This window comes from Psychrobacter sp. H7-1 (genome assembly GCF_904846585.1).
GTDB classification, from domain to species: Bacteria; Pseudomonadota; Gammaproteobacteria; order Pseudomonadales; family Moraxellaceae; genus Psychrobacter; species Psychrobacter raelei.
In genome coordinates this window covers 17,805-37,960 of sequence record NZ_CAJHBH010000029.1, presented here as the reverse complement: position 1 = coordinate 37,960, position 20,156 = coordinate 17,805, and the positions used below count along the sequence as shown (strand labels likewise).

Genomic DNA, 20,156 nt, shown 5'->3' with positions numbered 1-20,156 from the left:
CATTCATAGTACGATTGGTTATGTGTCGCCTTTTGAGTTTGAGAGACGATACTATGATAGTCTTAATGAGTCAAACAAAGCTGCCTGACTCAAGTAATCCACTCTCCGATATACTCGGGGCGGTTCAACGATTCTAAAGGGTTTATTTCCATACAGTTTGGATAAGAACTCTATAAATGAACTACTCGCAATTCTATAATTACTCTTGCCTGATTCTGAAGAGACAGTTTTACTACTACAAGCAAACAGTTGCTCAACCTGAATAAACGGTTCTAATTTTGAAGGAAGGAAGAAGTCATCAGCTGCATTTAACTCTCTTGCTGCGAGTCTATGAAAACGCTCTATCTGACTTTCACTATGATTTCTTCTATTGACATTCGCTTCGCTTGTTCTTTCAGCAACGCTTTTATAATTCGGATCAATAATTCCAATTTTTTCTAAGTCTTTGTGAATGAATTCCCAAGCATCTTTAACAACACTAAATCTTAAGGAATCTTTTTTTATAGGTAGTTGTTCTGGAGACATTTTTCCTATCGAAATTTTGTTGCCGAAAATAGGTAAAGTGTGCTTTTCCTCTACAGTTAGCTTTCTGTACCAATTCAAAAGTTTTCTAGTGTTTTCGATGCCAGCCGCTTCGTAGCTTTCACTTGGTATTACTAGAATACCTTCTTCGATCATCCTTTCAATTAAAGGAGTAGTAAGACCCCTATATTTTTGTGCAACAGAGTATGAGACACCTACAGCACTCTGAATATGCTTAACAGCTACACTGAAGCCTAAAGTATTATCCGCTTTACTAATTGGTATTTCCCATAGCGCTTCTTTATCTCCAGCTGTTTTCGATACCCATTCTATAACAGCTGCTTGGGCGTCTTTGATCGGTTGTTTTTCTTCAACATTCTTAAAGTCTGTACCTAAAGTTCCTGGCTCAGGAAAATCCTCATGAATCTCATCAATGGTTATTCCAATGTTTTTCATTTGATGTCCTTAATGCCAATTCTTAACTGTGTCTGTTCAGATAAGCGCTTCATTTTCTCAGCTTTGGTTAATGTATAACCATTCTCGTCACACATGCTCTTGTAGATATCTTGAGGGATATTAGTGTATATCTGTGTAGTACTAAGATGGTTGTGGCCTAAGCATTTCTGCACAATAGCAAGCCGATCTACATAGTTAGGCCCTAAATCCTTTGACTGTAGTATTGAATAAGCGCTGCCATGCCGTAGCTTGTGGGGAGAAATCAGTCGATTGAGTCGACCGTGTTTGATTGCGCGTTTACTTATACGTTCAAGTAGCTTACTGATTGAATTTGGGGTGTAAGGAGTGCCTTCAGCATTAAGGAACGCTGGTGTTTCAGACGGCTTTAAATATTTACGAGCGTATTTTTTATACAAGGGAGATGCGTGGTATTTTTCCACACGTTTGATAGTTACTAAGCTAAGCAAAGTCCAGCGTGGCTTAATTTGATTACCACGGCCCTTACTTCCTTTAACTTTCAAAGATACATAGTCGGGATGAATAGGCAGGTCAGTATCGCGGGAAATATATTTTTCAGAATTAAGGCTAGTAATATCTTTAAAGTCTTGAAGAGTAACTCTAGGTAGTTCTGAACGACGTAAGCCAGAGTCGTATAAAAACTGGAGTAAAGCTCTTTCTCGTTCTGAATCAGTAAATTTAATCAATATGAAAAGGTCATCAAGTGTGCAAGAGCTAATCGGTGTGCGCTTTGGTGGTTTTGATAGCAAGCCATCGCTATATGGGTTATCTTGTCTAAGCTTATCACGGTCTTCTGTAGGGCTACAAAGGTATTCGATGAAGGCATGTATTGTCTCATCTCGACTTCTAACAGTAGATGAGTTCTTATGGTCTTCACGGATTAAAAATGTCAGGTATTCTTGAATTACGTATTTTGGAACTGTAATAAATACTTCATCAGATTCACTGTCATCATAATCTGGACGACTACGAATATAACTTAAGAAGTAGCTTAGGTTTCTACCATAAGTAACTGCTGATTTATAAGAGATTATTTGATGTTTGGTTCGATACGACAAATACTCAGAAACAAGAGGAAGGATCTTGCCATCATCATCAAATACTCCAACACCATTCACTGTTACGGTTTTGTTCAATGATAAATTTGGAATCTCATTGAGTAAACAAGACTTAGATAAATCTAACTTTGTATCAAAACAAACTTTAACATCCATAATAATCACTATCTCAATACATAGACTAAGTTATGTATTGCATTATATACGATCTATTACTCCGTATTGTGCATTATTGTTATGGGGGTATAATAAAAACAAATCTGCGGAGCGCTGATACAGCTGGCAAGATAGTTTGCCGTCTGCCACAAAGAACTGAAATAATGTATGGCAAGGCGGTAGCGCCACTTGGGTCGCCTCGGCTGGGTTCCAACCGGACACAATCAAACGACGCGAATTGGGGTTGCTCTTAATTTGCTCAATTACCTCAACAACTTGGTCCACCCCATCTTGATTGTAGCGGCCGTCCTCCGCTTTAGTGGCCCCATAATTACGCCACTGATGACCATAGATAGGACCCAGCTCACCCTCAGGGCGACCAAAGCGAGCGGTTTGCTCCGCAGTTGACCATTCGTTCCAAATACGTACCCCATGGTCTTGCAAATATTTGACATGGGTATCGCCTTTTAAAAACCAAAACAGTTCATAAGTAATCGACTTCATGTGCACTTTTTTGGTCGTTAACAGCGGAAAGCCATCTTTTAAATCAAAGCGCAACTGAGCGCCAAAATGACTGCGAGTGCCCGTACCTGTACGGTCTCCCTTCTCGGTACCGTGGTCACGCACATAGCGAATTAAATCAAGATAAGCGGCTTCATTTTTGGAAGTTATCATAGGTCTACAGTCAAATAATTAACAAAGTAAGTGAACTAAAACAGTTAATACAGCAAAAATCTATTATTTCTAAGCGGCGTATTTGCCCCAGTCATATTGCTGACGGCGGTACGCTAAGACCATCAATACTAAGCCAAAGATAATCATCGGCAAGGTATAAAGCTGCCCTTTACTCATCCAACCAAAGATCAGTGAATAGCCTTCATCTGGCTGGCGGAAGAACTCAATAGTAAAGCGGCTGATACCATAGCACAGCATGAATAAGGCACTTACGGCCATACGAGGGCGAGGCTTGGAAGAAAACCACCACACAATAATAAAGGTCAATAAACCCTCAGCGAATGCTTCATACAGCTGTGAGGGATGACGCGGCAAGAGGTAGTTACCCTCAATTTGGGTCATTAAAGGCTGTAGCGCAGGGTTGGTGGTAATTAACGCGGAATCAAACTTGGCCGCTTGCGGAAAGTAGGTCAACCAATTGTAACCGCCGTCAGAAACTCGGCCCCAAAGCTCGCCGTTAATATAGTTACCAATACGGCCAAATAACAATCCGGTTGGTACGCAAGGAACAATAAAGTCTAATACGCTAAAAATGGGTTTTTTGTACTTACGGGCAAAATATATCATCGCCAACGCAACCCCTACAAAGCCACCATGGAACGACATACCGCCTTCCCAGACTTTGAACAAATAGGTAGGGTTGGCCAAAAACTCACCGAATTGGTATAACAACACATAGCCAATACGGCCGCCTAATATAACCCCTAAAGCACCGAAGAATACCAAATCGGACACCATATCCGTGGTCCAACCTTCACGCTTGGTGCTGCGGTACCAAGCCAAGCCATAAGCGGCCGCAAAGGCCAGTAGATACATAAAGCCATACCAATGGACTTGAAGTGGTCCAACGGATAAAGCCACTGGGTCAAATTGGGGATGAATCATCATGAGCGAGTTCTGCCTGGTTAATTGATGGTCGTCATAATAGCAAAAATCAGCCTGTAAGACATTAACTGAACGGTGTATTTGAGTTGAGTAAAAGTAAGCCTACGCTCACAAAAAATAGCAAAGGCTCAGACTTGTATTGCGCATCATATAGATAAATCAGTGAGGCTGCCTCATAATGTAGAAGATCCAGAGTACTGTTTGTGCCTTTTAAGGAAAGCCTATGTGTATTACCGCCATTGCTTGGCAGCTGTTTGATGAGATGCCGTTAGTCCTGCTGTCTAATAGAGATGAGTTTTTAGCACGCCCTACCACCCAAGCCCATCAATGGGAGAATTTGCCTATTTTTGGGGGACGAGATGATAAAAGTGGCGGCACGTGGCTGGGCATTCACCAGCAGCCCTTAGAGTCTGAAACGTCGAAACAAACAAATCTGCTATTTAGTCAAAACGGACGCTGGGCGGCAGTATTGAATTTTCGAGATGGGGTGCAAGCCACGCCCGACCAAAGATCACGGGGGGAGCTGGTAACGAACTTCTTAACCGGTGACTTATCGCCTTTGGCTTATGCGCGTCAGATAGAGTTGCAGGCTTATGCAGGCTTTAACCTAATAGTGGGGGACGACAAGCAAGCGGTGCTAGTGAACAATAGAGGCTATCCTGCGACCCCCCTGCACAGTGGTCTGCATATTATTTCAAATGGTCAGCCTGATGAGGCTTGGTTTAAATCTGAGCGTTTGCGCGGCAGAGTGCGTCAAGAGGTGCTACCATTAATCAGCGAAAGCCTACAGTTTCATCAAGCAGATAAGGAGTATTGGCTACCTGCGGCGTGGAACGTACTCACCGATACGCTGCAAGCTGCAGATGAACAGCTACCTGATACCGGTATGCCCCCTGCTCTAGAGCAAGCCTTATCTTCGATTTGTATTGATACTCCAGAGTTACCCAATTATGGCACTCGGACTCAGAGTATTTTGACCCTACTAAGAGGTGATGAAGATAATTCTGGTGTTGAGCTACAGTTGGTGAGCCGCGAGTATGCGCATTTGGCTAAAAAATAACAGCAGATTAGAGTGATTTTTATAATCCTTGTAAACCTTAACTACTCTTTAGTATTACGCTATCTAACCGATAAAGAACACCAGACGAAAAAGAGGCCTGTATCACTAGATACAGGCCTCTTCACATAAAAAATAAGTTAAAAACTAAATCATACTCAAATTAAACGCAAAACTTTATTGAAATCAAACCTGAAGCAAATGGTTTTTAGTCTCAGGTAAAATCAATTCCTTTTTAAGTGGTAACTCACGTGCCAGCTCTCGCAGCGCACGGCGATACACACCTCGTTTAAAATGAACCACTTGACCCAGCGGATACCAGTAGCTGACCCATTCCCAGTGGTCAAACTCTGGCTTTGCGGTGTCAAAGCGGATATGTTCGGTATTCGGCTCATCTAGCTTAAGCAAAAACCACTTCTGTTTTTGCCCTATACACAAAGGATGCTGCCCGTGACGTATGTAACATTTGGGCAGGCGATACCTTAGCCAATTGTCAGTAGCAGCCAAAAGCTGGACGTGTCGAGGATATAAGCCTACCTCCTCCCACAGCTCTCGGTACATAGCATCAAGAGGGGTTTCTCCCTCATCGATACCCCCTTGCGGGAACTGCCAAGAATCATGACCAACTCGTTTTGCCCATAGTACTTGTCCTTGTGTATTTGCCAAGATGATACCGACATTGGCTCTAAAGCCGTCTGCATCAATCATGACGAAAACCTTAAAATTTAGAAATGTTGAAATAAAATCAGTCTACTGCCTTAAAGCTGCGCTTGAATATCTGTTATCGTTTTAATTTCCAATAAACAACAAAAAACAGACAGACTGAAATTCGTTACCTCTATTAAACCAGTAAATCAAGTTAAATGGTAATCATATTTTGATATAAAATGTTTCACACCTTATCTATGACCTAGCCACTTAAATATCAACCAATTCATTGGCTTAAGCGCCAAAAAAATCACACTAACCGCTAAGCTACACTTAATAGAAAGCCCTAAAAATATACGCTGCACAGTGAGTAAAATAACTTGGGGTCAAATCCATTAGAGTGTGCTATTTTGTTGCTAGGGATGAAACAATTTGCCAGCTTTTGGACTGTTGTGTACAATCGTACACTATAATAAGCGACAATAATAGCGATGGCCGTAATAAAAGTTGCGACCAGGTGAGTGATGTTAAGGTGGTTGTTATTGCTCGGTTATTATCCCTGTTAGTGTGAAGGTCATGTAGGTTGCGATGCAGAGTGTCACCACAGTGCTTCGCTGATCGGCGCATTGTTCATGCCTTATTTTATGTTTACTTTATGCTATGACAAGGAAGTCAAGATGATTAAATCTCACCTGTATCAACAAGCCACACAGCCGCGCTTGTATACTCCCTCTATAAAGACCTTATCCCAAGCTATTTTAGCCGTTACATTAGCAGGCATAAGCAGTGCCCATGCCAGCGACTATAGCAGCGTCACCTTTTTTGGTGATAGCTTGACAGATGGCGGTTATTTTAAGCCGGTATTAGACAAAGCAGAGTCAGGTCAATTCACCACCAACCCTGATAATACTTGGGCCACCTCATTTGCTGAGCAGCTAGGACTTAGCTCGACCGCCAACACCATTTTCGATAAAAAATCAGGCAACAACTATGCGATTGGCGGTGCTAGAACTGGCATTGATGTGGAAAGAGAGGGGATACCTGTAGACTCAGTTAAGACTCAGCTAGACAACTATTTGACCACTCATCGTGTGGACTCGAAAGGTCTATATACGGTATGGACTGGTGCCAATGATCTTTTTGCGGTTGTAGATGATTTGGGTAATGCCTCAAATATCATCTCATCTGCTGTGGGTGATGAAGTAGAAATTATTAAGAAACTACATGATAACGGCGCCAACTATATTGTCGTGCCTAATATTCCAGATGTGGGGCTGACCCCCAATTTTGTAAACACTCCGTTTGCCTCATATGGTACGTCGCTTTCTGATCAGTACAACAATGGCCTCTATTCAGGAATTAAGCAGACAGGCGCCAATGTTATTCCACTAGACACCTTTAACTTGCTGCAGCAGGTAGCGGCCAATCCAGCAGCTTATGGATTTAGCAACATGAATGAGCCTGCTTGTGGTTCGGTCAGCTCTCTTGAATGTGGTAGAGATGACTTGAAGGAAGCCGGTGCTGAAAACAGCTATTTCTTCGCCGATGGCGTTCATCCCACAGGCCGCGCCCATCAGATGATTGCCGATTATGCCAATGCGGTGGTGACTGCGCCCAGTCAAGTAGGTGTATTACCTCACATTGCCACCCAAGCCGGACTGGCGACCAACCAGCGTTTGCAGACACACATCAATGGGCGACAAAGCTCTACTAACACCAAGCAAAATACCGGCCCTTCAATATGGGCCTCAGCCGATGTCAACTCTTTAGATGCAGCAGGCTTTGATAGCAGTGGTAATACTCAGCTATTATTGGGTATGGATTTTGATCATGCCGGCAGCCCTGACGCCGTCAGTGGTATTTATGCCAATATGAGCCAAACCGAGCTTGATGCCAATAGACGCAGTGGCTTTAATAATGTCGATTTAGATGAGCTTGGCGTGGGTCTGTATCACAGCAATAAACTGGGTCAATTCCAGCTCAATGGCGCCATTGGCTATGGCAAAATCGATATGGATCTAAACCGGACAGTGAGTCTAGACAACATAAAGCAAAGCTTTAAGTCGCAAGCAGATGGTAAGCGCTACTATGCCACGGTGCAGGCCGGTTACCCCATGCCAATGGCCAATATGGCTCAATTTAGTGATACCACTGTGACCCCTTATCTGGGCGCCACGGTGAACCGAGTGACGTTAGATGCCATTCGTGAAAAACAAGTTACAGGCATTGCAATGCAGTTTGAAGAGCAAAAATACAATACCACTTATGGCACTTTGGGTATTAAAGCCAGCAGCCGTTTAAGTGAACGCTTAAATGTGTTTGGAGATTTGCATTATCAAAAGCAATTGGATGACAATCGTAAAGCGGTCAGCGCCCGTCTAAACACTCAGCCGGATCTGCCATTTACCACGCCACAATCAGAGATTGATGATGACAGCTTTGGTATGACGTTAGGCTTATCGCGTCAGTTTGGTAATATCAATGCCAATGCAGGTGTATCACACTCTAGCGGCGATAACGACGATATGACCAGTGTGTTTGTGGGACTTAGCAGCTCGTTTTAATTGGCGCTAATAGCCTCAATAGTACGGATAAAAGACAAAGGCTAGATAGCTTACTATCTGGCCTTTTTAATTTTTAAGTCCAAAAACCGCTGATAAGATTAATTGAAGACAATGATTACGTGAAGCGTATTTGCATCCTTACAAGAGCGTGGTACGATTAAGCTTGGTTTTGTTTAAGAATAACAAATGATAATAAACCCAACGATAAGAGACTGACTATGAGCACCAAAACTCCTACCATCGATCCAAAAGCCATGCCGTTACAAGGTGAGCTGGTGTGGCAAAAAGACAGACATTTTTTGGGCACGGCCCCTTCCGGTCAAACCGTCGATGTGGATGGCAATAAAACCAATGGCGCCAGTCCTATGGAGTTGATTTTACTGGGTTTAGGCGGCTGCGCCAGCTATGATGTGGTGGGTATTTTAGAGAAGGGACGTCAAGACATTGAAGATGTGCGCTGTGAACTCTCAGCAGTACGAGCTGATACAGTGCCTGCGGTGTTCACCGATATTCATTTGCATTTTGTGGTGACCGGTAAGGATGTTAAAGAAAAACAAGTGGCCAAAGCGGTTGAGCTCTCTGCAGACAAATACTGTTCAGCGAGCAAGATGTTGGCCGCAGGCGGCGTAAATATTACCCACAGCTTTGAAGTGGTCGCAAGCTAACAAGCCAAAAGGACAGTCCTATGAGTTGGTTCTTTGCCCTGATACCTGATTCTTCCGGCGTGGCGATTTGGACCATGATAATTGCCAGTGCCTTGCCTTTTATATTTACTTTGCTCGCTAAGGTACTCGGTGGGTTTGGTATGGCAGACAATGCACACCCCCGTGAAGTGCTGGCAACGTTTAGCGGTAAAGCGGCTCGTGCCAATGCCGCTCAGCAAAACAGTTTTGAGAGTCTGCCCATATTTTTGGCCTCAGTCATTGTGGCCATGCTGTTCTTTGTGCCTCAGATTGTCATTAACTATTTGGCCGTGCTTTATATTGTGCTGCGAGTGGGCTATGGCATTGCCTATATTGTTAATTTGCCCACGTTACGCTCTATTGTCTGGGCACTATCCATGGCATGCTGCTTTATGCTGTTCTATCTAGCACTGCGTATGGCGGTCTGATTGTTACGCTAAGTGGTTGCGTTATTAATAAGCTTGTTAAACACCAGAGCTGTTTTTAGCCTAACTGTGCTTGTAGCAAATCAACAATGGTCTGCTTATTGCGCTCACGTTTAATCTGCTCCCACAGCTGTTTGGCCTCCACATAGCCTTTACTGAGCATACCTAACCACTGTTTGTAACGGCCAATAAGCACCAAGTCATTCTTGGCCTCCCCTTGCAAAAAGGCAATTTGATGTGCAATCAGATGTTGCCACTCAATAACGCTTTCTGGGTTATCAATTTGGGCCACTAAATCTGGGCGGGTCACGGCACCGCGGCCGAGCATCACATGTGACGTATGAGACTGCGCAATACACTGATGCGCGTGCTGCGCATTCCAAATCTCGCCATTGGCAATAATGGGTATCGGTAGCTCAGTAAACGCCACAATCTTCTCCCAATAAGCAGGCGGCTTATAGCCTTGAGTCTTGGTGCGGGCATGAATGGTCAGCCAGTCAGCGCCGCTATCGGCAATGGCTTGGCGGATATCATCGATATTGTTGGTGTCATTATAGCCCAAGCGAATTTTAGCCGAGACTGGAATGTGAGCCGGCACAGCCTCTCGCACCGCAGAGATGATATCACGCATGAGGCGTGGCTCATCGAGCAGCACACTGCCGCCGCGGTGATTGTTCACCGTTTTTGCTGGACAGCCAAAATTTAGGTCAATTGCTGGTGCGCCAAGCTCAGCGGCTGCCAAGGCATTGGCGCCCATAAGCTTAGGCTCACTGCCAAGCAGCTGCACATGAATAGGGGTGCCGCTATCGGTTGTGCCTGACTGCAACAGCTCAGGGACGAAGCGGTAAAAGACATGCTCAGGCAAGACATGATGAGTGATACGGATAAACTCACTGACCGACCAATCATAAGGGCGACCCAAGTCGCTGGCAATTTGGGTGAGTATTTGGCGCATCAGTGGGTCTGTAAGCCCCTCCATGGGCGCCAAAAGACGGACAGGCGATGAAAAAAACTGGTCAGAAAAAGACATGGCGGTCACACGTATGGGCTAAAAGAGGGCATGATAACGTATCTGTTTTATTTATGGCGACTTATTATAGATAACTTTTTTGCCATCTCTTAATCCAGAGATGAGATCACTGATATTGGCAATGTCTAAATTATCCTGTGCTCGGGTGCAGGCCACATATAATAAACGCAGCTCCTCGGGGCTGATTTTTATACCATTGGGCGTAACGTCATAATAAAAGTCATCATCAAGCTGTACTCGGCCCCATTCAAGACCTTTGGCCTTGTGGGCAGTAGAGATAACATAATCGGCATCACGCACATCAGTTAAGCTGTTGACTGCTTTGGACAGCACATCGGTGCCATGGTCATCGACCAATTTTACCAAGGTCTTTAAATCACTGCCTTCATTGGTCTCGGCATAATCTTGCACATCATTCCAGTTATAAAAGTAAGCCAATTCGGGCACGCCATAAGCAGACTTGCCTGCTTTTAAGCTTTCGGCTGCGTGACAGAATTTAAGCATTCTATCGGCGTCGGCCTGTAGCGCTACTTTATGGCCGTTTTTTAATCCTGCCAATAACTGTGCCATAGCAGCGGCATTGGTACGACATAAGATGGCGTCTTTTTTTGCACTGCCTGAGGTTTTATGGGTTGTGGAGGTTTTATTAGGATTGCCCTTGAGTGGCACCTCCTCTTGTAGCGCCTTGAGTAATAAGTTGGCCACATCAGCAATGTCATCGCCAAAGCGAAAGGATTGGGTCAATAATGTCTGCGGCAAAGGCAGCTTTTTCATGGCGTTTACCGCGCCTCGCCACTCATAAATCTGCTGATGCGCATCGCCCACATAGATAACCTGACGCGGCTGCTGAGTTAAGATACCCATCATTAATGGGTCAGCATCTTGCGCTTCATCGAATAAGATAAAGTCGGCTGGAATCACAGGTTTTGACAGTGCCCAAAGCTTAAGATAAATGTCATGACCAATACCCGCGGGGTGGCATGCATCGGTAGATTGTAGCCAGCGCTGTTCAACGGCCGGATATAAGCGCTCACGTAATTGCTCCGCATCCTCAGCACTGACCCAACTTGGGAACTGCAGGTGCCGGGGTGCGGGATGGCTGGCATGGGTACTACAAAAATAGCTGACCGCATCACTGACAAACCGAGCTTGGCGGGCAGGGGTCAAGTTTACATAAGTGGTTTTGCCATCTATCTGCCGGCGTACCTGTACGGTATGCAACCCCAAGTCATCGCCTAAACGTTTTGGCGAAAATCTGGGCAAGGACAATTTGGCAGTAATATCGCGCGCCACATGACGATAGGCCAGCGAGTGAAAGGTGCGACAATCAACATGAGCTGGGAATTTTTGTTTGGCCTCATTGGCGATGCCTTTGTTGAAGGCCAAATATAGGCCTCGGCCGCGCAGACGCTCACCGATAAGCTTAAGAGTGGTGGTCTTACCGGCGCCAGCATAGGCCACGACTTTAAAGGATTTGCCGTCCATGGCCATGTTTAAAGCAGCCAACTGCTCATCGGTCGGGTCACTCATGTAAGCGGGCATTTGAGCGGACGGAGCAGTTAATGACATATTATTACCTATGGATGGAAAAAATCGGGGGTTTTGGCGCCAAGCGTTTGTAGCACGTAGAGCATAACTTAAATACGGCAGGACTATAATGCTGAATAAATCCGGTATCTACTTAAGCCATAGGCTAAATACTACCGTTAAAAAAACCATTGACGAGGCAATGGCAGCAGGCGAAGCGTATGAGGTCTGTATCAGCGCACAGGGTATTTAGACAATCAATGAAGGGTATCCTAGCCAGTAGCGAGCGTGTACTGGCTTTAGTCATTATAACAGATTCAACATAGATAATAAGGAGGATGACTGACTAGCGCAGTTAAGGGTTTAAGCCATTAGATTAACCCAGCCTAAATGACGTATTTGCCTTACATGTATGTGTTATTCACCCTCTTTAAGCGCCGCCTGTTTCTCTTTTACCAGTAATCTGGCCATCAATAAGCCAAATTCAAACAATAAAATCATTGGAATGGCCAATAAAAACATAGAGGGCACATCCGGCGGTGACATCACCCCAGCGGCAGCAAAGCAAGCCACAATCACATAACGACGTTTGTCCGCTAATGATGCCACCGACACAATACCGGTCAATACTAAAATAAGCACCACCACCGGTATCTCAAAAGTAATGCCAAACATCATTAGTAGCTTAGTGACAAAGCTTAAGTAGCTTTCGATATCGGTCATTGGCACCACGCTTGAGGGCGAGAAAGTAATCAAAAAACTCAGTGCCCGGCGTAATACGATAAAGTAAGCGAAAGCCACGCCCGTATAAAACAGCACAATAGAGGACAATAAAATAGGCACAGCAATCCGCTTTTCGTGCTTATAAAGTCCAGGCGCTACAAATGACCAAATCTGGTATAAGATAAACGGCATGGCAAAAAATGCCGAAGTCAATAAGGTTAAGCGGATCGGAGCCATGAAGTTGGCCACCGGATCAATGGCAATCATGGTTGAGGTATGGGGCAGTATCTCAACAAGTGGCTCTGAGATAAAGTCATACAGCTCACGAGAGAACCCCACCAAAGCTAGGAAAATAACTGCCACCACCACCATGATTTTTATAAGGTGCATTCTAAGCTCAACTAAGTGCTCAGTTAGGGGCATATCAGCCAAGCTGTTACTGTCTTCTATGCTATCGCTCACTTTTTCACCGTCTAGCAGCGAAGCTGGGGTGTCAAAGCGGCTTTTTTTGTTTTTAAATAAGCTCATGGTCCCACCTTAGTGCTGTGCCCAGCTGCTGTATCATACAGCAGGGGAATGGCCTTATAGTCAGGAACAAAGGGTGCTGGCGGTAGCCGCCGGGCTCGGTCATAATCTCCCAACAAAAACCACATGTTCTCCCAAGGTCTGGTAAGCGGCAGCTGATTTTGCTGAGCTGCAGTATCAGTATCAGTATCAGTATCAGTGATGTTGGCTTGGCTGCTATCTAGGTCTTGTGGGTCTATATAAGCAGTGGCAGCTGAGGGTGCATAAGCATAATCTGAATGAGATTGGCCCATCGTAGTGGCATTGGTTACCGGATGCACCCATGGTTTTTCTAAGCGCTCTGATGCCTTTTGTTTGCTGGCAGCCTTTTCAGCGATGGTCTGATTAGAATCGCTCAACGTACTTGATGCCTCTACTTCAACAGAGGTATCTGTAGAGGAGGCAAAGCTTGCGCTGTTTAAGGTTTGCTGTAGCTGCGATTTTTGTTGCTCAAACTCTTTCATACTACCGCGCAGCTCGTCCATCTCCTTTTGCATCTCAGCCTCGGCAAGACGAATTTTTTCCAGCTCCTTTTGCATCAGCTGACGGGTTTCGGCCAAATCAAGTTCTGCCTCCATCTCAGCTTTCAAGGTGCCTACAGTGCGGCGAAACTTAGAGTAGTAAGTGCCGACCGTACGTACTGCTTGGGGCAATTTTTCTGGCCCCAAGACAATGAGTGCGATGATGCCGAACACCAACATTTCATAAAAACTAAAGTCAAACATAGCCGCTTATTATCCTATTACGGTATTAAATAAGGATTAGGATTGATGCGTGTCTTCAGCTTTGATTTTTACCTCATCCACCTTCACCTCAGGGTGCGTAGAGGCTTCGTGGTCGATAACTTTGGGTTCAATCTTGCTTTTGGCGTGGGCGTCTTCTTCATCTTTTACCGCATCTTTGAAGCCTTTGACCGCGCCGCCTAAATCTTTACCAGCATTTTTTAGCTTTGAGGTGCCAAAAATCAACAGTGCAATACCCAGAATAATTAGTAACTGCATGGGAGATAAGCTCATGGTGGTGTCCTTTTATTAACTCAGTGGTTTAACTTAATGGTTTGCCTTAATCGCCGTGTTATAAATGGCTATACGTGTCGAGCAAGGGTAGAAAAAGGGATAAAGATATTAACTTAACTCTTAATGGGGGCGGCTATTTTTCTCTTCGATGCCTGAGAGGCCAAAGCGGCGCGCCAACTCAGCCAGTATGCGATCGGACCCGATATTAAACCATGCCAATGTGACCAAAGTGTGAAACCACACATCAGCAATCTCATAGATCAAATCATCGCTTAAGGCTTGCTGCACCTCATCTAGCGGCTCAGAGTTTTGGGTATTAGGTGCAGACACCTGGCTTAGCGCAGCCAAGTCTTTGGCCGCAATAATGCTCTCTACTGCTTCTTCACCTACTTTTTCCAAAATCTTATTAAGACCTTTGGCATAAAGGCTTGCCACATAGGAGCTGTTGGCATCGGCCTTTTTGCGCGCCACTAATACCGCATCTAGCTGTTGTAATACGCTGTGAGCTTGTGTCTGTGATGCTGGCTGCGCATAGGTGTCAGTAATGTCATCTTGAAAAGTATGCTGAGCCGCTATTATATCATTGGCAGCCTCAGATGCAGTAGTGCCATAGATGGCGTCAGGATCTTTTAATACCGGAGCGACGGTCTGCCAACTTGGCGCCCCACCGGATAGGTCAAGCTTACGATAAAAGCACGATCTGCGTCCTGTGTGACAAGCAATATCCCCAATTTGGGTCACGGTCAGTACAATCACATCCGCGTCACAATCTAGATGAATGTCATGCACAATTTGAGTGTGCCCTGAGCTCTCCCCCTTGTGCCACAGCTTACCGCGCGAGCGTGAAAAATACACGGCAGTTTTGGTCTGCGCAGTCAGATGCAATGCCTCTTTATTCATCCAAGCCATCATTAGGATTTCGCCGCTGTCTTTGTCTTGTGCAATGGCGGGAATGAGGCCATCAGCGGTAAAAGTTACTTGTTCTAACCAAGCGGTATTGGCATCTGTCATCTGTTGTGGCTTGGCAGTTTGCGTATTGTGAGAGGACATAAAGCACCCTATTATATCTGGTTAAATGAGTTGTCTTGACGTCTTTGCTGCTCAAGGTATGCTAGGGTAGCAGGCGGCCAAGTCGTATCAAAGGCTTAACAATAAACATATCAGTTTTAGTATATAGGTTTTGAGGCAACTCGGCATCACATTGTAGTCTATGATTGGTGCGATTAATACAGCTGCAAATGAGCTTTATGACAAGATTGAAGCTTGTAGTGTGGCTAAACGCTGTATCACTGTTATCATTACCATATTTCTTATGCACCATCGCAGGAATTTAGTTGGTTAAAGGCTGAGTATCTGATATAATGCGCGCTTCCCACCTCAAGGCAGTGCTGGAATGGTATTTATAATCCGTGATTTATTAGGGCTTATAGCTACACACCCACTGACGAACAGGTTTTCCCTTGGCTGTTAAGTTAGGTGTCATCTATTAATAGATACGCACTCAGCTGGCAACAAAGAATAAGAGGTTCTTATGAAAGTTAAAATGAAAACAAAACGTGGTGCTGCTAAGCGTTTCAAAAAAACTGCTAACGGCTTCAAGCGCAAACAAGCGTTCAAACGTCACATTCTGACCAAAAAGTCTCCTAAACGTATTCGCCAATTACGTGGTACTAAACTGGTGCACGTTGCTGATGTAGCTGCGGTTCGCCGTATGTGCCCATACATCTAACCCACTTAATTTTCGAAGTTCTTATATTATTGAATATACAGACAGTATAAGTTCAGGCAAATCAATTTATTAGGAGTATCTTATGGCCCGTGTAAAACGTGGTGTTCAAGCAAACCGTCGTCACAAAAAAATCTTAAAGCGCGCTAAAGGTTATTACGGCGCTCGTTCACGTGTTTATCGCGTAGCGGTTCAAGCTGTAACTAAAGCTGGCCAATATGCTTATCGTGACCGTCGCAACAAAAAACGTACTTTCCGTCGTCTTTGGATTGCTCGTATCAACGCTGGTGCACGTTTAAATGGCTTAAGCTATAGCCGTTTCATCAATGGTCTGAAAAAAGCAAACATCGAAATCGATCGCCGTGTACTAGCTGATATCGCTATGCATGACGCTGCTGCATTCACTGCATTGACTGAAAAAGCAAAAGCTGCCTTAGCTTAATTTATTGTAGACAAATTAAGCACTAAGTAGTTTTTATTGTTATAAAAGAAGCCATCGCATATGATGGCTTTTTTTGTTTTATTTGCTTACAATTACTTGAGCGGCTTTAGCATAATTATTATACAAACACGCCTTATAAACTTGCTCTTAATATGCGGCCAGTATCTGATTTTTCATAAACTTTAGGCGTCTTAAGCCCATATCGCCAATAGCTAACAAACTCTGAGAATGCTTACATGACTCAATCTGACGTTTCACCTAATAACACCTCATCTACTCAAGACAGCACGGCTACCCATACGGCCTCTGAGAGTAAACGTGGCTTAACTGAGCTTATCGCCAGTTTGCCAAGCTTATCGGATGTTTTAAGCGAGTTAACCGAAGCTGAGTTGCAAGACTACGCTCAAGCGGCGCAGTCGGCCGTAAGTGAGATTGCAACCAGTGCTGATCTGCAGCAGATGCGGGTGAATCTAACCGGTAAAAAAAGCGCCTTAACCCAGTGGTCAAAACAGATGGGCAAGCTTGATGCTGAGGCCAAAAAGACCATGGGCGGCTGGCTACACCAGCTGCGTACCCAGATTACCGACAGCCTTAATGCTCAGCAGCAAGTCTTAGAGCAAGCAGCATTGACCGCTAAGCTAAATGCAGAGCGTCTCGATATCAGCTTGCCGGCCCGTGGCCAACAAAAAGGTCAGCTGCATCCAGTGACCATGACTGCGCAGCGCATGCAGCAATTTTTTATGCAAGCAGGCTTTAACGTGGCGACTGGCCCTGAAGTAGAAAGCGATTATTATAACTTCGAGGCGCTCAATATTCCGTCGCACCATCCGGCGCGTGCCATGCACGATACTTTCTACTTTGATGCCCATTATTTGCTGCGTACGCACACCAGTCCGGTACAAATTCGCACGATGGAGTCGGGTGAGCCACCAATTCGTATTATTTGTCCTGGCCGTGTTTACCGCTGCGACTCAGACCAAACCCATTCACCTATGTTCCATCAATTAGAGGGGCTAATGGTCACTGAGCGTACCACTTTCGCTGAGCTCAAAGGTTTAATTAACGAGTTCTTAGCTGCCTTCTTTGGTAAGCCGCTTACAGTGCGCTTTCGTCCCTCATTCTTCCCCTTCACTGAGCCCTCAGCAGAGGTGGATATCTTAGCGGACAACGGCAAATGGCTTGAGGTGATGGGCTGCGGTATGGTGCACCCAAAAGTATTGACCAACTGTGGTATTGATGCCGAAAAATATACAGGCTTTGCCTTTGGTATGGGTATTGAGCGCTTTGCAATGCTGTATTACGGTATTGATGACTTGCGTTTATTCTTCCAAAACGATGTGCGTTTTTTACGCCAGTTTGGCTAAGCTCGGCGCTGATAAATCCGGAGACCCCATATGCTTTAGGGCAGGTTATCTGGTAAATACTTTATACGATAACAGACATAATAATTTGACAGCCTTTTTGAGAATTCTATGAAAATTAGCGAACAATGGTTACGCGAGTGGGTAAACCCCAATAATGATACCCAAGCTTTGGCCGACCAATTAACCATGGCAGGCCTTGAGATTGATGATATCGAAGCGGTCGCTGCCGACTTTAGTGGTGTGGTTGTGGGCGAGGTTATCAGTGTTGAGCAACATCCAGACGCTGACAAATTACGAGTGACTCAGGTCAATATCAACTCTGATGCGCCGCTACAAATCGTCTGCGGTGCGCCCAATGTACGAGTCGGTATGCGGGCGCCTGTGGCCACCATCGGTGCCAAGCTGCCTACCGCAGATGGCCAAGGCTTTAAAATTAAAAAAAGCAAGCTGCGCGGTGTGGAATCACAAGGTATGCTGTGCGGGGCATCAGAAATTGATCTGCCTGATGTGGTAGATGGTTTGCTTGAGCTGCCAGATGATGCACCCATCGGCACAGACATTCGTGAGTATCTGGGTCTGGACAATAAGATATTAGACATCTCAATTACCCCAAACCGTGGTGATTGCTTTAGTGTGCGCGGTATCGCCCGTGAAATTGGCGTCATTAATGGTTTGCCAATTACCGCCCCAGAGGTTACGGCTCAAGCCGATGAAGTACAAGCGTCACAAGCAGTAACTGTTGAGGCTACCGAGGCGTGCCCACGTTACTTAGCGCAGCCTGTACTTGAGATTGACCGTAGTATTGAGACACCAGATTGGATGCAAAAGTCCTTATTACAAAGCGGTCAGCGTTTACACAATTTCTTAGTAGATGTGACCAACTATGTCCTATTAGAGCTGGGTCAGCCGTTACATGCTTTTGATGCCGATAAGATTGTGGGCGATATTCAAGTACGTATGGCCAAAGCTGGCGAACAGCTGGAGCTGCTTAATGAGCAGACCGTGACTTTGACAGGTGACGAGTTGGTTATCGCGGATGACCAAGGCATCTTGGCCTTAGCGGGTATTATGGGTGGTATGCGAAGTAGTGTGAGCGATAGCACCACCAATATTGTGTTAGAAAGTGCATTTTTTGATCAATTGGCCATAGCCGGTCGTGCTCGCCGGTTTGGCTTACATACGGATGCCTCACAGCGCTTCGAGCGTGGAGTGGACTTTGAGCTGCCATTGACGGCGCTGCGCCGTGCGGTAAATTTAATCAGCAGCATAGCTCACGGCAAAGCCGGTCAAATTACCGTCATTGAACACAGTGATAAACTGCCAAAACGGGCACCTGTACAGCTGCCTTTTAATAAAGTTGCAGAAGTTATTGGCATTGAGATAGAAAAACAGCGTATTATTGACATACTCACTCAGCTCGAGATTGACGTTGAAGTGAGCGAGCAAGATGGCAGTACCGTATTTAATTGCTTGCCACCAAGCCACCGCTTTGATATTGAAATCAAAGAAGATTTGATTGAAGAGATTGCCCGCATCTACGGCTATGACAATATTCCAAGTACCTTGCCTAAGCTAGGCGTGGACATGCGTTATGATGACACCGCTGACTTAACCCATCGCTTAAAACTGGCGATGGTAGATGCCGGTTATATGGAAGCCATCAGCTTTAGCTTTAGTGATGAAAAGATTGAAAATATCTTAGATGACGTCAATTTGGGTAACTTATTGGCATTGGCCAATCCCATTTCATCAGATTTAGCCGTCATGCGTCGTACCTTGCTATCAAGCCTAATCCCTTGTGTGCAATATAATTTGAACCGTCAGCAGCCTCGGGTGCGCTTCTTTGAGACGGGTCTAAGCTTTGTGGGGGCTACCATAGATGAACTGGTGCAAACGCCAAGCTTAGCTATTGTGGCCACAGGTGATGTATATCCTGAACAGGCGCACAGCAATCGTGCTATGGACTTCTTCGACCTTAAGCATGATGTTGAGCAGTTGCTACCTGCAACACTGGATGAATCACGTATCAGCTATCAGCGTAGTGAGTTGGCATTTTTACACCCAGGCCAAAGTGCTGAGCTGTTAATTGATGGTGAAGTGGTGGGCTGGCTGGGTCAATTACACCCCAGTGTGGCACAGAAGCTTGATTTGCCAAGCACTTGGGTGGCGCAATTGGCATTGGCCCCAATTTTGGGTCAAGCGCGCGCTGTTCAAAGCATCACTAGCCCATCGAAGTTCCCCCAAGTGCGCCGAGATATTGCTTTATTGGTGGATGCTGAAGTTTCACGTCAGGCCTTGTCTCAAAGCATTCGCCAAGCTGGTGGCGCGCTATTGCAACAGCATTGGTTATTTGATGTTTATCAAGGTGAGCATACACCACAGGGCATGCGTTCAGTAGCCTTTGCCTTAGTATGGCAAGACCCTGCTCAGACTTTATCTGATGACGTGGTCAATGATGCGATGCAAAAAGTGATTGCTGCACTACAAACTGAGCATGGGGCACAGTTAAGAGACAGCTAAAAAAGTGGGGGTCTACTGAGTAGGATGCTTGGTAGAT

Annotated in this window: 20 protein-coding genes; 9 read left to right on the top strand and 11 right to left on the bottom strand. The window is 45.2% G+C overall.

Translation table 11 applies throughout. From position 1 onward, the window contains the following. Positions 1-51: 51 nt before the first annotated feature. From JMX92_RS09360 to lgt, 4 genes are all read right to left on the bottom strand, one after another. Positions 52-978, bottom strand: a complete 927-nt coding sequence (locus tag JMX92_RS09360) for a hypothetical protein (protein ID WP_201545329.1) — start codon at positions 976-978, stop codon at positions 52-54. Then, positions 975-2,210, bottom strand: a complete 1,236-nt coding sequence (locus tag JMX92_RS09355) for a tyrosine-type recombinase/integrase (protein ID WP_201545327.1) — start codon at positions 2,208-2,210, stop codon at positions 975-977. The genes JMX92_RS09360 and JMX92_RS09355 overlap by 4 nt, the downstream gene beginning before the upstream one ends. 42 nt (positions 2,211-2,252) lie before the next feature. Further along, positions 2,253-2,885, bottom strand: a complete 633-nt coding sequence (gene thyA, locus JMX92_RS09350) for a thymidylate synthase (RefSeq protein ID WP_265089781.1) — start codon at positions 2,883-2,885, stop codon at positions 2,253-2,255. Positions 2,886-2,954: 69 nt separating this feature from the next. Further along, positions 2,955-3,833: a prolipoprotein diacylglyceryl transferase gene (lgt, locus tag JMX92_RS09345; protein WP_110817201.1), complete on the bottom strand. Its 879-nt coding sequence runs from the start codon at positions 3,831-3,833 to the stop codon at positions 2,955-2,957. Positions 3,834-4,053: 220 nt separating this feature from the next. Here lgt and JMX92_RS09340 point away from each other — a divergent pair, with 220 nt between their 5' ends. Then, entirely contained in the window at positions 4,054-4,890 is an 837-nt protein-coding gene (locus JMX92_RS09340; RefSeq protein ID WP_201545325.1) for an NRDE family protein, read from the top strand. 183 nt (positions 4,891-5,073) lie between these two features. Here the strand turns inward: JMX92_RS09340 and JMX92_RS09335 are convergent, their stop codons facing one another. Continuing rightward, entirely contained in the window at positions 5,074-5,595 is a 522-nt protein-coding gene (locus JMX92_RS09335) for an RNA pyrophosphohydrolase (protein WP_201545323.1), read from the bottom strand. Positions 5,596-6,212: 617 nt separating this feature from the next. On the opposite strand from JMX92_RS09335, the gene JMX92_RS09330 reads away from it, so the two are divergent. The 3 genes from JMX92_RS09330 to JMX92_RS09320 all read left to right on the top strand — a co-directional run bounded on the left by JMX92_RS09330 (position 6,213) and on the right by JMX92_RS09320 (position 9,210). After that, positions 6,213-8,099 carry an autotransporter domain-containing protein gene (locus JMX92_RS09330; RefSeq protein WP_201545321.1) on the top strand — a complete coding sequence of 629 codons (1,887 nt, stop codon included), beginning with the start codon at positions 6,213-6,215 and terminating at the stop codon, positions 8,097-8,099. 254 nt (positions 8,100-8,353) lie between these two features. Beyond that, on the top strand, positions 8,354-8,764 hold the full coding sequence (locus JMX92_RS09325) for an OsmC family protein (RefSeq protein WP_413775378.1): 411 nt from the start codon (positions 8,354-8,356) through the stop codon (positions 8,762-8,764). 20 nt (positions 8,765-8,784) lie between these two features. Continuing rightward, positions 8,785-9,210 carry an MAPEG family protein gene (locus JMX92_RS09320; RefSeq protein ID WP_201545320.1) on the top strand — a complete coding sequence of 142 codons (426 nt, stop codon included), beginning with the start codon at positions 8,785-8,787 and terminating at the stop codon, positions 9,208-9,210. 55 nt (positions 9,211-9,265) lie between these two features. Here JMX92_RS09320 and JMX92_RS09315 read toward each other — a convergent pair whose 3' ends face one another. After that, positions 9,266-10,237: a tRNA dihydrouridine synthase gene (locus tag JMX92_RS09315; RefSeq protein WP_110817197.1), complete on the bottom strand. Its 972-nt coding sequence runs from the start codon at positions 10,235-10,237 to the stop codon at positions 9,266-9,268. Between the two features lie 51 nt (positions 10,238-10,288). After that, on the bottom strand, positions 10,289-11,806 hold the full coding sequence (locus tag JMX92_RS09310; RefSeq protein ID WP_201545319.1) for a UvrD-helicase domain-containing protein: 1,518 nt from the start codon (positions 11,804-11,806) through the stop codon (positions 10,289-10,291). Positions 11,807-11,894: 88 nt separating this feature from the next. Here JMX92_RS09310 and JMX92_RS13675 point away from each other — a divergent pair, with 88 nt between their 5' ends. After that, positions 11,895-12,017 (top strand): hypothetical protein, encoded by a 123-nt coding sequence (locus JMX92_RS13675; protein WP_255016728.1) that lies wholly within the window; start codon positions 11,895-11,897, stop codon positions 12,015-12,017. Between the two features lie 164 nt (positions 12,018-12,181). On the opposite strand, the gene tatC is transcribed toward JMX92_RS13675, so the two are convergent. From tatC to hisIE, 4 genes are all read right to left on the bottom strand, one after another. Further along, the gene (gene tatC, locus JMX92_RS09305; protein ID WP_011961533.1) at positions 12,182-13,015 is read right to left on the bottom strand and encodes a twin-arginine translocase subunit TatC; all 834 of its coding nucleotides are present in this window, start codon (positions 13,013-13,015) and stop codon (positions 12,182-12,184) included. Beyond that, a complete protein-coding gene (gene tatB / locus JMX92_RS09300) occupies positions 13,012-13,776 on the bottom strand; it encodes a Sec-independent protein translocase protein TatB (RefSeq protein ID WP_201545318.1) in 765 nt (254 codons plus the stop codon). Before tatB ends, tatC begins: the two co-directional genes overlap by 4 nt. 36 nt (positions 13,777-13,812) lie before the next feature. Beyond that, the gene (gene tatA, locus JMX92_RS09295; RefSeq protein ID WP_011961531.1) at positions 13,813-14,067 is read right to left on the bottom strand and encodes a twin-arginine translocase TatA/TatE family subunit; all 255 of its coding nucleotides are present in this window, start codon (positions 14,065-14,067) and stop codon (positions 13,813-13,815) included. Between the two features lie 120 nt (positions 14,068-14,187). Further along, the gene (gene hisIE, locus JMX92_RS09290; protein WP_201545317.1) at positions 14,188-15,117 is read right to left on the bottom strand and encodes a bifunctional phosphoribosyl-AMP cyclohydrolase/phosphoribosyl-ATP diphosphatase HisIE; all 930 of its coding nucleotides are present in this window, start codon (positions 15,115-15,117) and stop codon (positions 14,188-14,190) included. 481 nt (positions 15,118-15,598) lie between these two features. Here hisIE and rpmI point away from each other — a divergent pair, with 481 nt between their 5' ends. The 4 genes from rpmI (at position 15,599) to pheT (ending at position 20,119) form a co-directional block, all read left to right on the top strand. Next, positions 15,599-15,796, top strand: coding sequence for a 50S ribosomal protein L35 (gene rpmI, locus JMX92_RS09285; RefSeq protein WP_011961529.1), 198 nt, complete (start codon positions 15,599-15,601; stop codon positions 15,794-15,796). 82 nt (positions 15,797-15,878) lie between these two features. After that, positions 15,879-16,235: a 50S ribosomal protein L20 gene (rplT, locus tag JMX92_RS09280; RefSeq protein WP_007394884.1), complete on the top strand. Its 357-nt coding sequence runs from the start codon at positions 15,879-15,881 to the stop codon at positions 16,233-16,235. A 236-nt stretch (positions 16,236-16,471) separates the two neighbouring features. Continuing rightward, positions 16,472-17,599, top strand: a complete 1,128-nt coding sequence (gene pheS / locus JMX92_RS09275; RefSeq protein ID WP_227535315.1) for a phenylalanine--tRNA ligase subunit alpha — start codon at positions 16,472-16,474, stop codon at positions 17,597-17,599. 108 nt (positions 17,600-17,707) lie between these two features. After that, positions 17,708-20,119, top strand: coding sequence for a phenylalanine--tRNA ligase subunit beta (pheT, locus tag JMX92_RS09270; protein WP_201545316.1), 2,412 nt, complete (start codon positions 17,708-17,710; stop codon positions 20,117-20,119). Positions 20,120-20,156 lie beyond the last annotated feature (37 nt).

Coding starts and splice junctions, on each gene's coding strand:
- tatA (WP_011961531.1), bottom strand. CDS start 14,067: ATGAGCTTATCTCCCATGCAGTTACTAATTATTCTGGGTATTGCACTG.
- JMX92_RS09330 (WP_201545321.1), top strand. CDS start 6,213: ATGATTAAATCTCACCTGTATCAACAAGCCACACAGCCGCGCTTGTAT.
- JMX92_RS09315 (WP_110817197.1), bottom strand. CDS start 10,237: ATGTCTTTTTCTGACCAGTTTTTTTCATCGCCTGTCCGTCTTTTGGCG.
- tatC (WP_011961533.1), bottom strand. CDS start 13,015: ATGAGCTTATTTAAAAACAAAAAAAGCCGCTTTGACACCCCAGCTTCG.
- hisIE (WP_201545317.1), bottom strand. CDS start 15,117: ATGTCCTCTCACAATACGCAAACTGCCAAGCCACAACAGATGACAGAT.
- lgt (WP_110817201.1), bottom strand. CDS start 3,833: ATGATGATTCATCCCCAATTTGACCCAGTGGCTTTATCCGTTGGACCA.
- JMX92_RS09360 (WP_201545329.1), bottom strand. CDS start 978: ATGAAAAACATTGGAATAACCATTGATGAGATTCATGAGGATTTTCCT.
- tatB (WP_201545318.1), bottom strand. CDS start 13,776: ATGTTTGACTTTAGTTTTTATGAAATGTTGGTGTTCGGCATCATCGCA.
- JMX92_RS09325 (WP_413775378.1), top strand. CDS start 8,354: ATGCCGTTACAAGGTGAGCTGGTGTGGCAAAAAGACAGACATTTTTTG.
- JMX92_RS09355 (WP_201545327.1), bottom strand. CDS start 2,210: ATGGATGTTAAAGTTTGTTTTGATACAAAGTTAGATTTATCTAAGTCT.
- rplT (WP_007394884.1), top strand. CDS start 15,879: ATGGCCCGTGTAAAACGTGGTGTTCAAGCAAACCGTCGTCACAAAAAA.
- JMX92_RS09340 (WP_201545325.1), top strand. CDS start 4,054: ATGTGTATTACCGCCATTGCTTGGCAGCTGTTTGATGAGATGCCGTTA.
- JMX92_RS13675 (WP_255016728.1), top strand. CDS start 11,895: ATGCTGAATAAATCCGGTATCTACTTAAGCCATAGGCTAAATACTACC.
- pheS (WP_227535315.1), top strand. CDS start 16,472: ATGACTCAATCTGACGTTTCACCTAATAACACCTCATCTACTCAAGAC.
- rpmI (WP_011961529.1), top strand. CDS start 15,599: ATGAAAGTTAAAATGAAAACAAAACGTGGTGCTGCTAAGCGTTTCAAA.
- JMX92_RS09310 (WP_201545319.1), bottom strand. CDS start 11,806: ATGTCATTAACTGCTCCGTCCGCTCAAATGCCCGCTTACATGAGTGAC.
- JMX92_RS09320 (WP_201545320.1), top strand. CDS start 8,785: ATGAGTTGGTTCTTTGCCCTGATACCTGATTCTTCCGGCGTGGCGATT.
- thyA (WP_265089781.1), bottom strand. CDS start 2,885: ATGATAACTTCCAAAAATGAAGCCGCTTATCTTGATTTAATTCGCTAT.
- pheT (WP_201545316.1), top strand. CDS start 17,708: ATGAAAATTAGCGAACAATGGTTACGCGAGTGGGTAAACCCCAATAAT.
- JMX92_RS09335 (WP_201545323.1), bottom strand. CDS start 5,595: ATGATTGATGCAGACGGCTTTAGAGCCAATGTCGGTATCATCTTGGCA.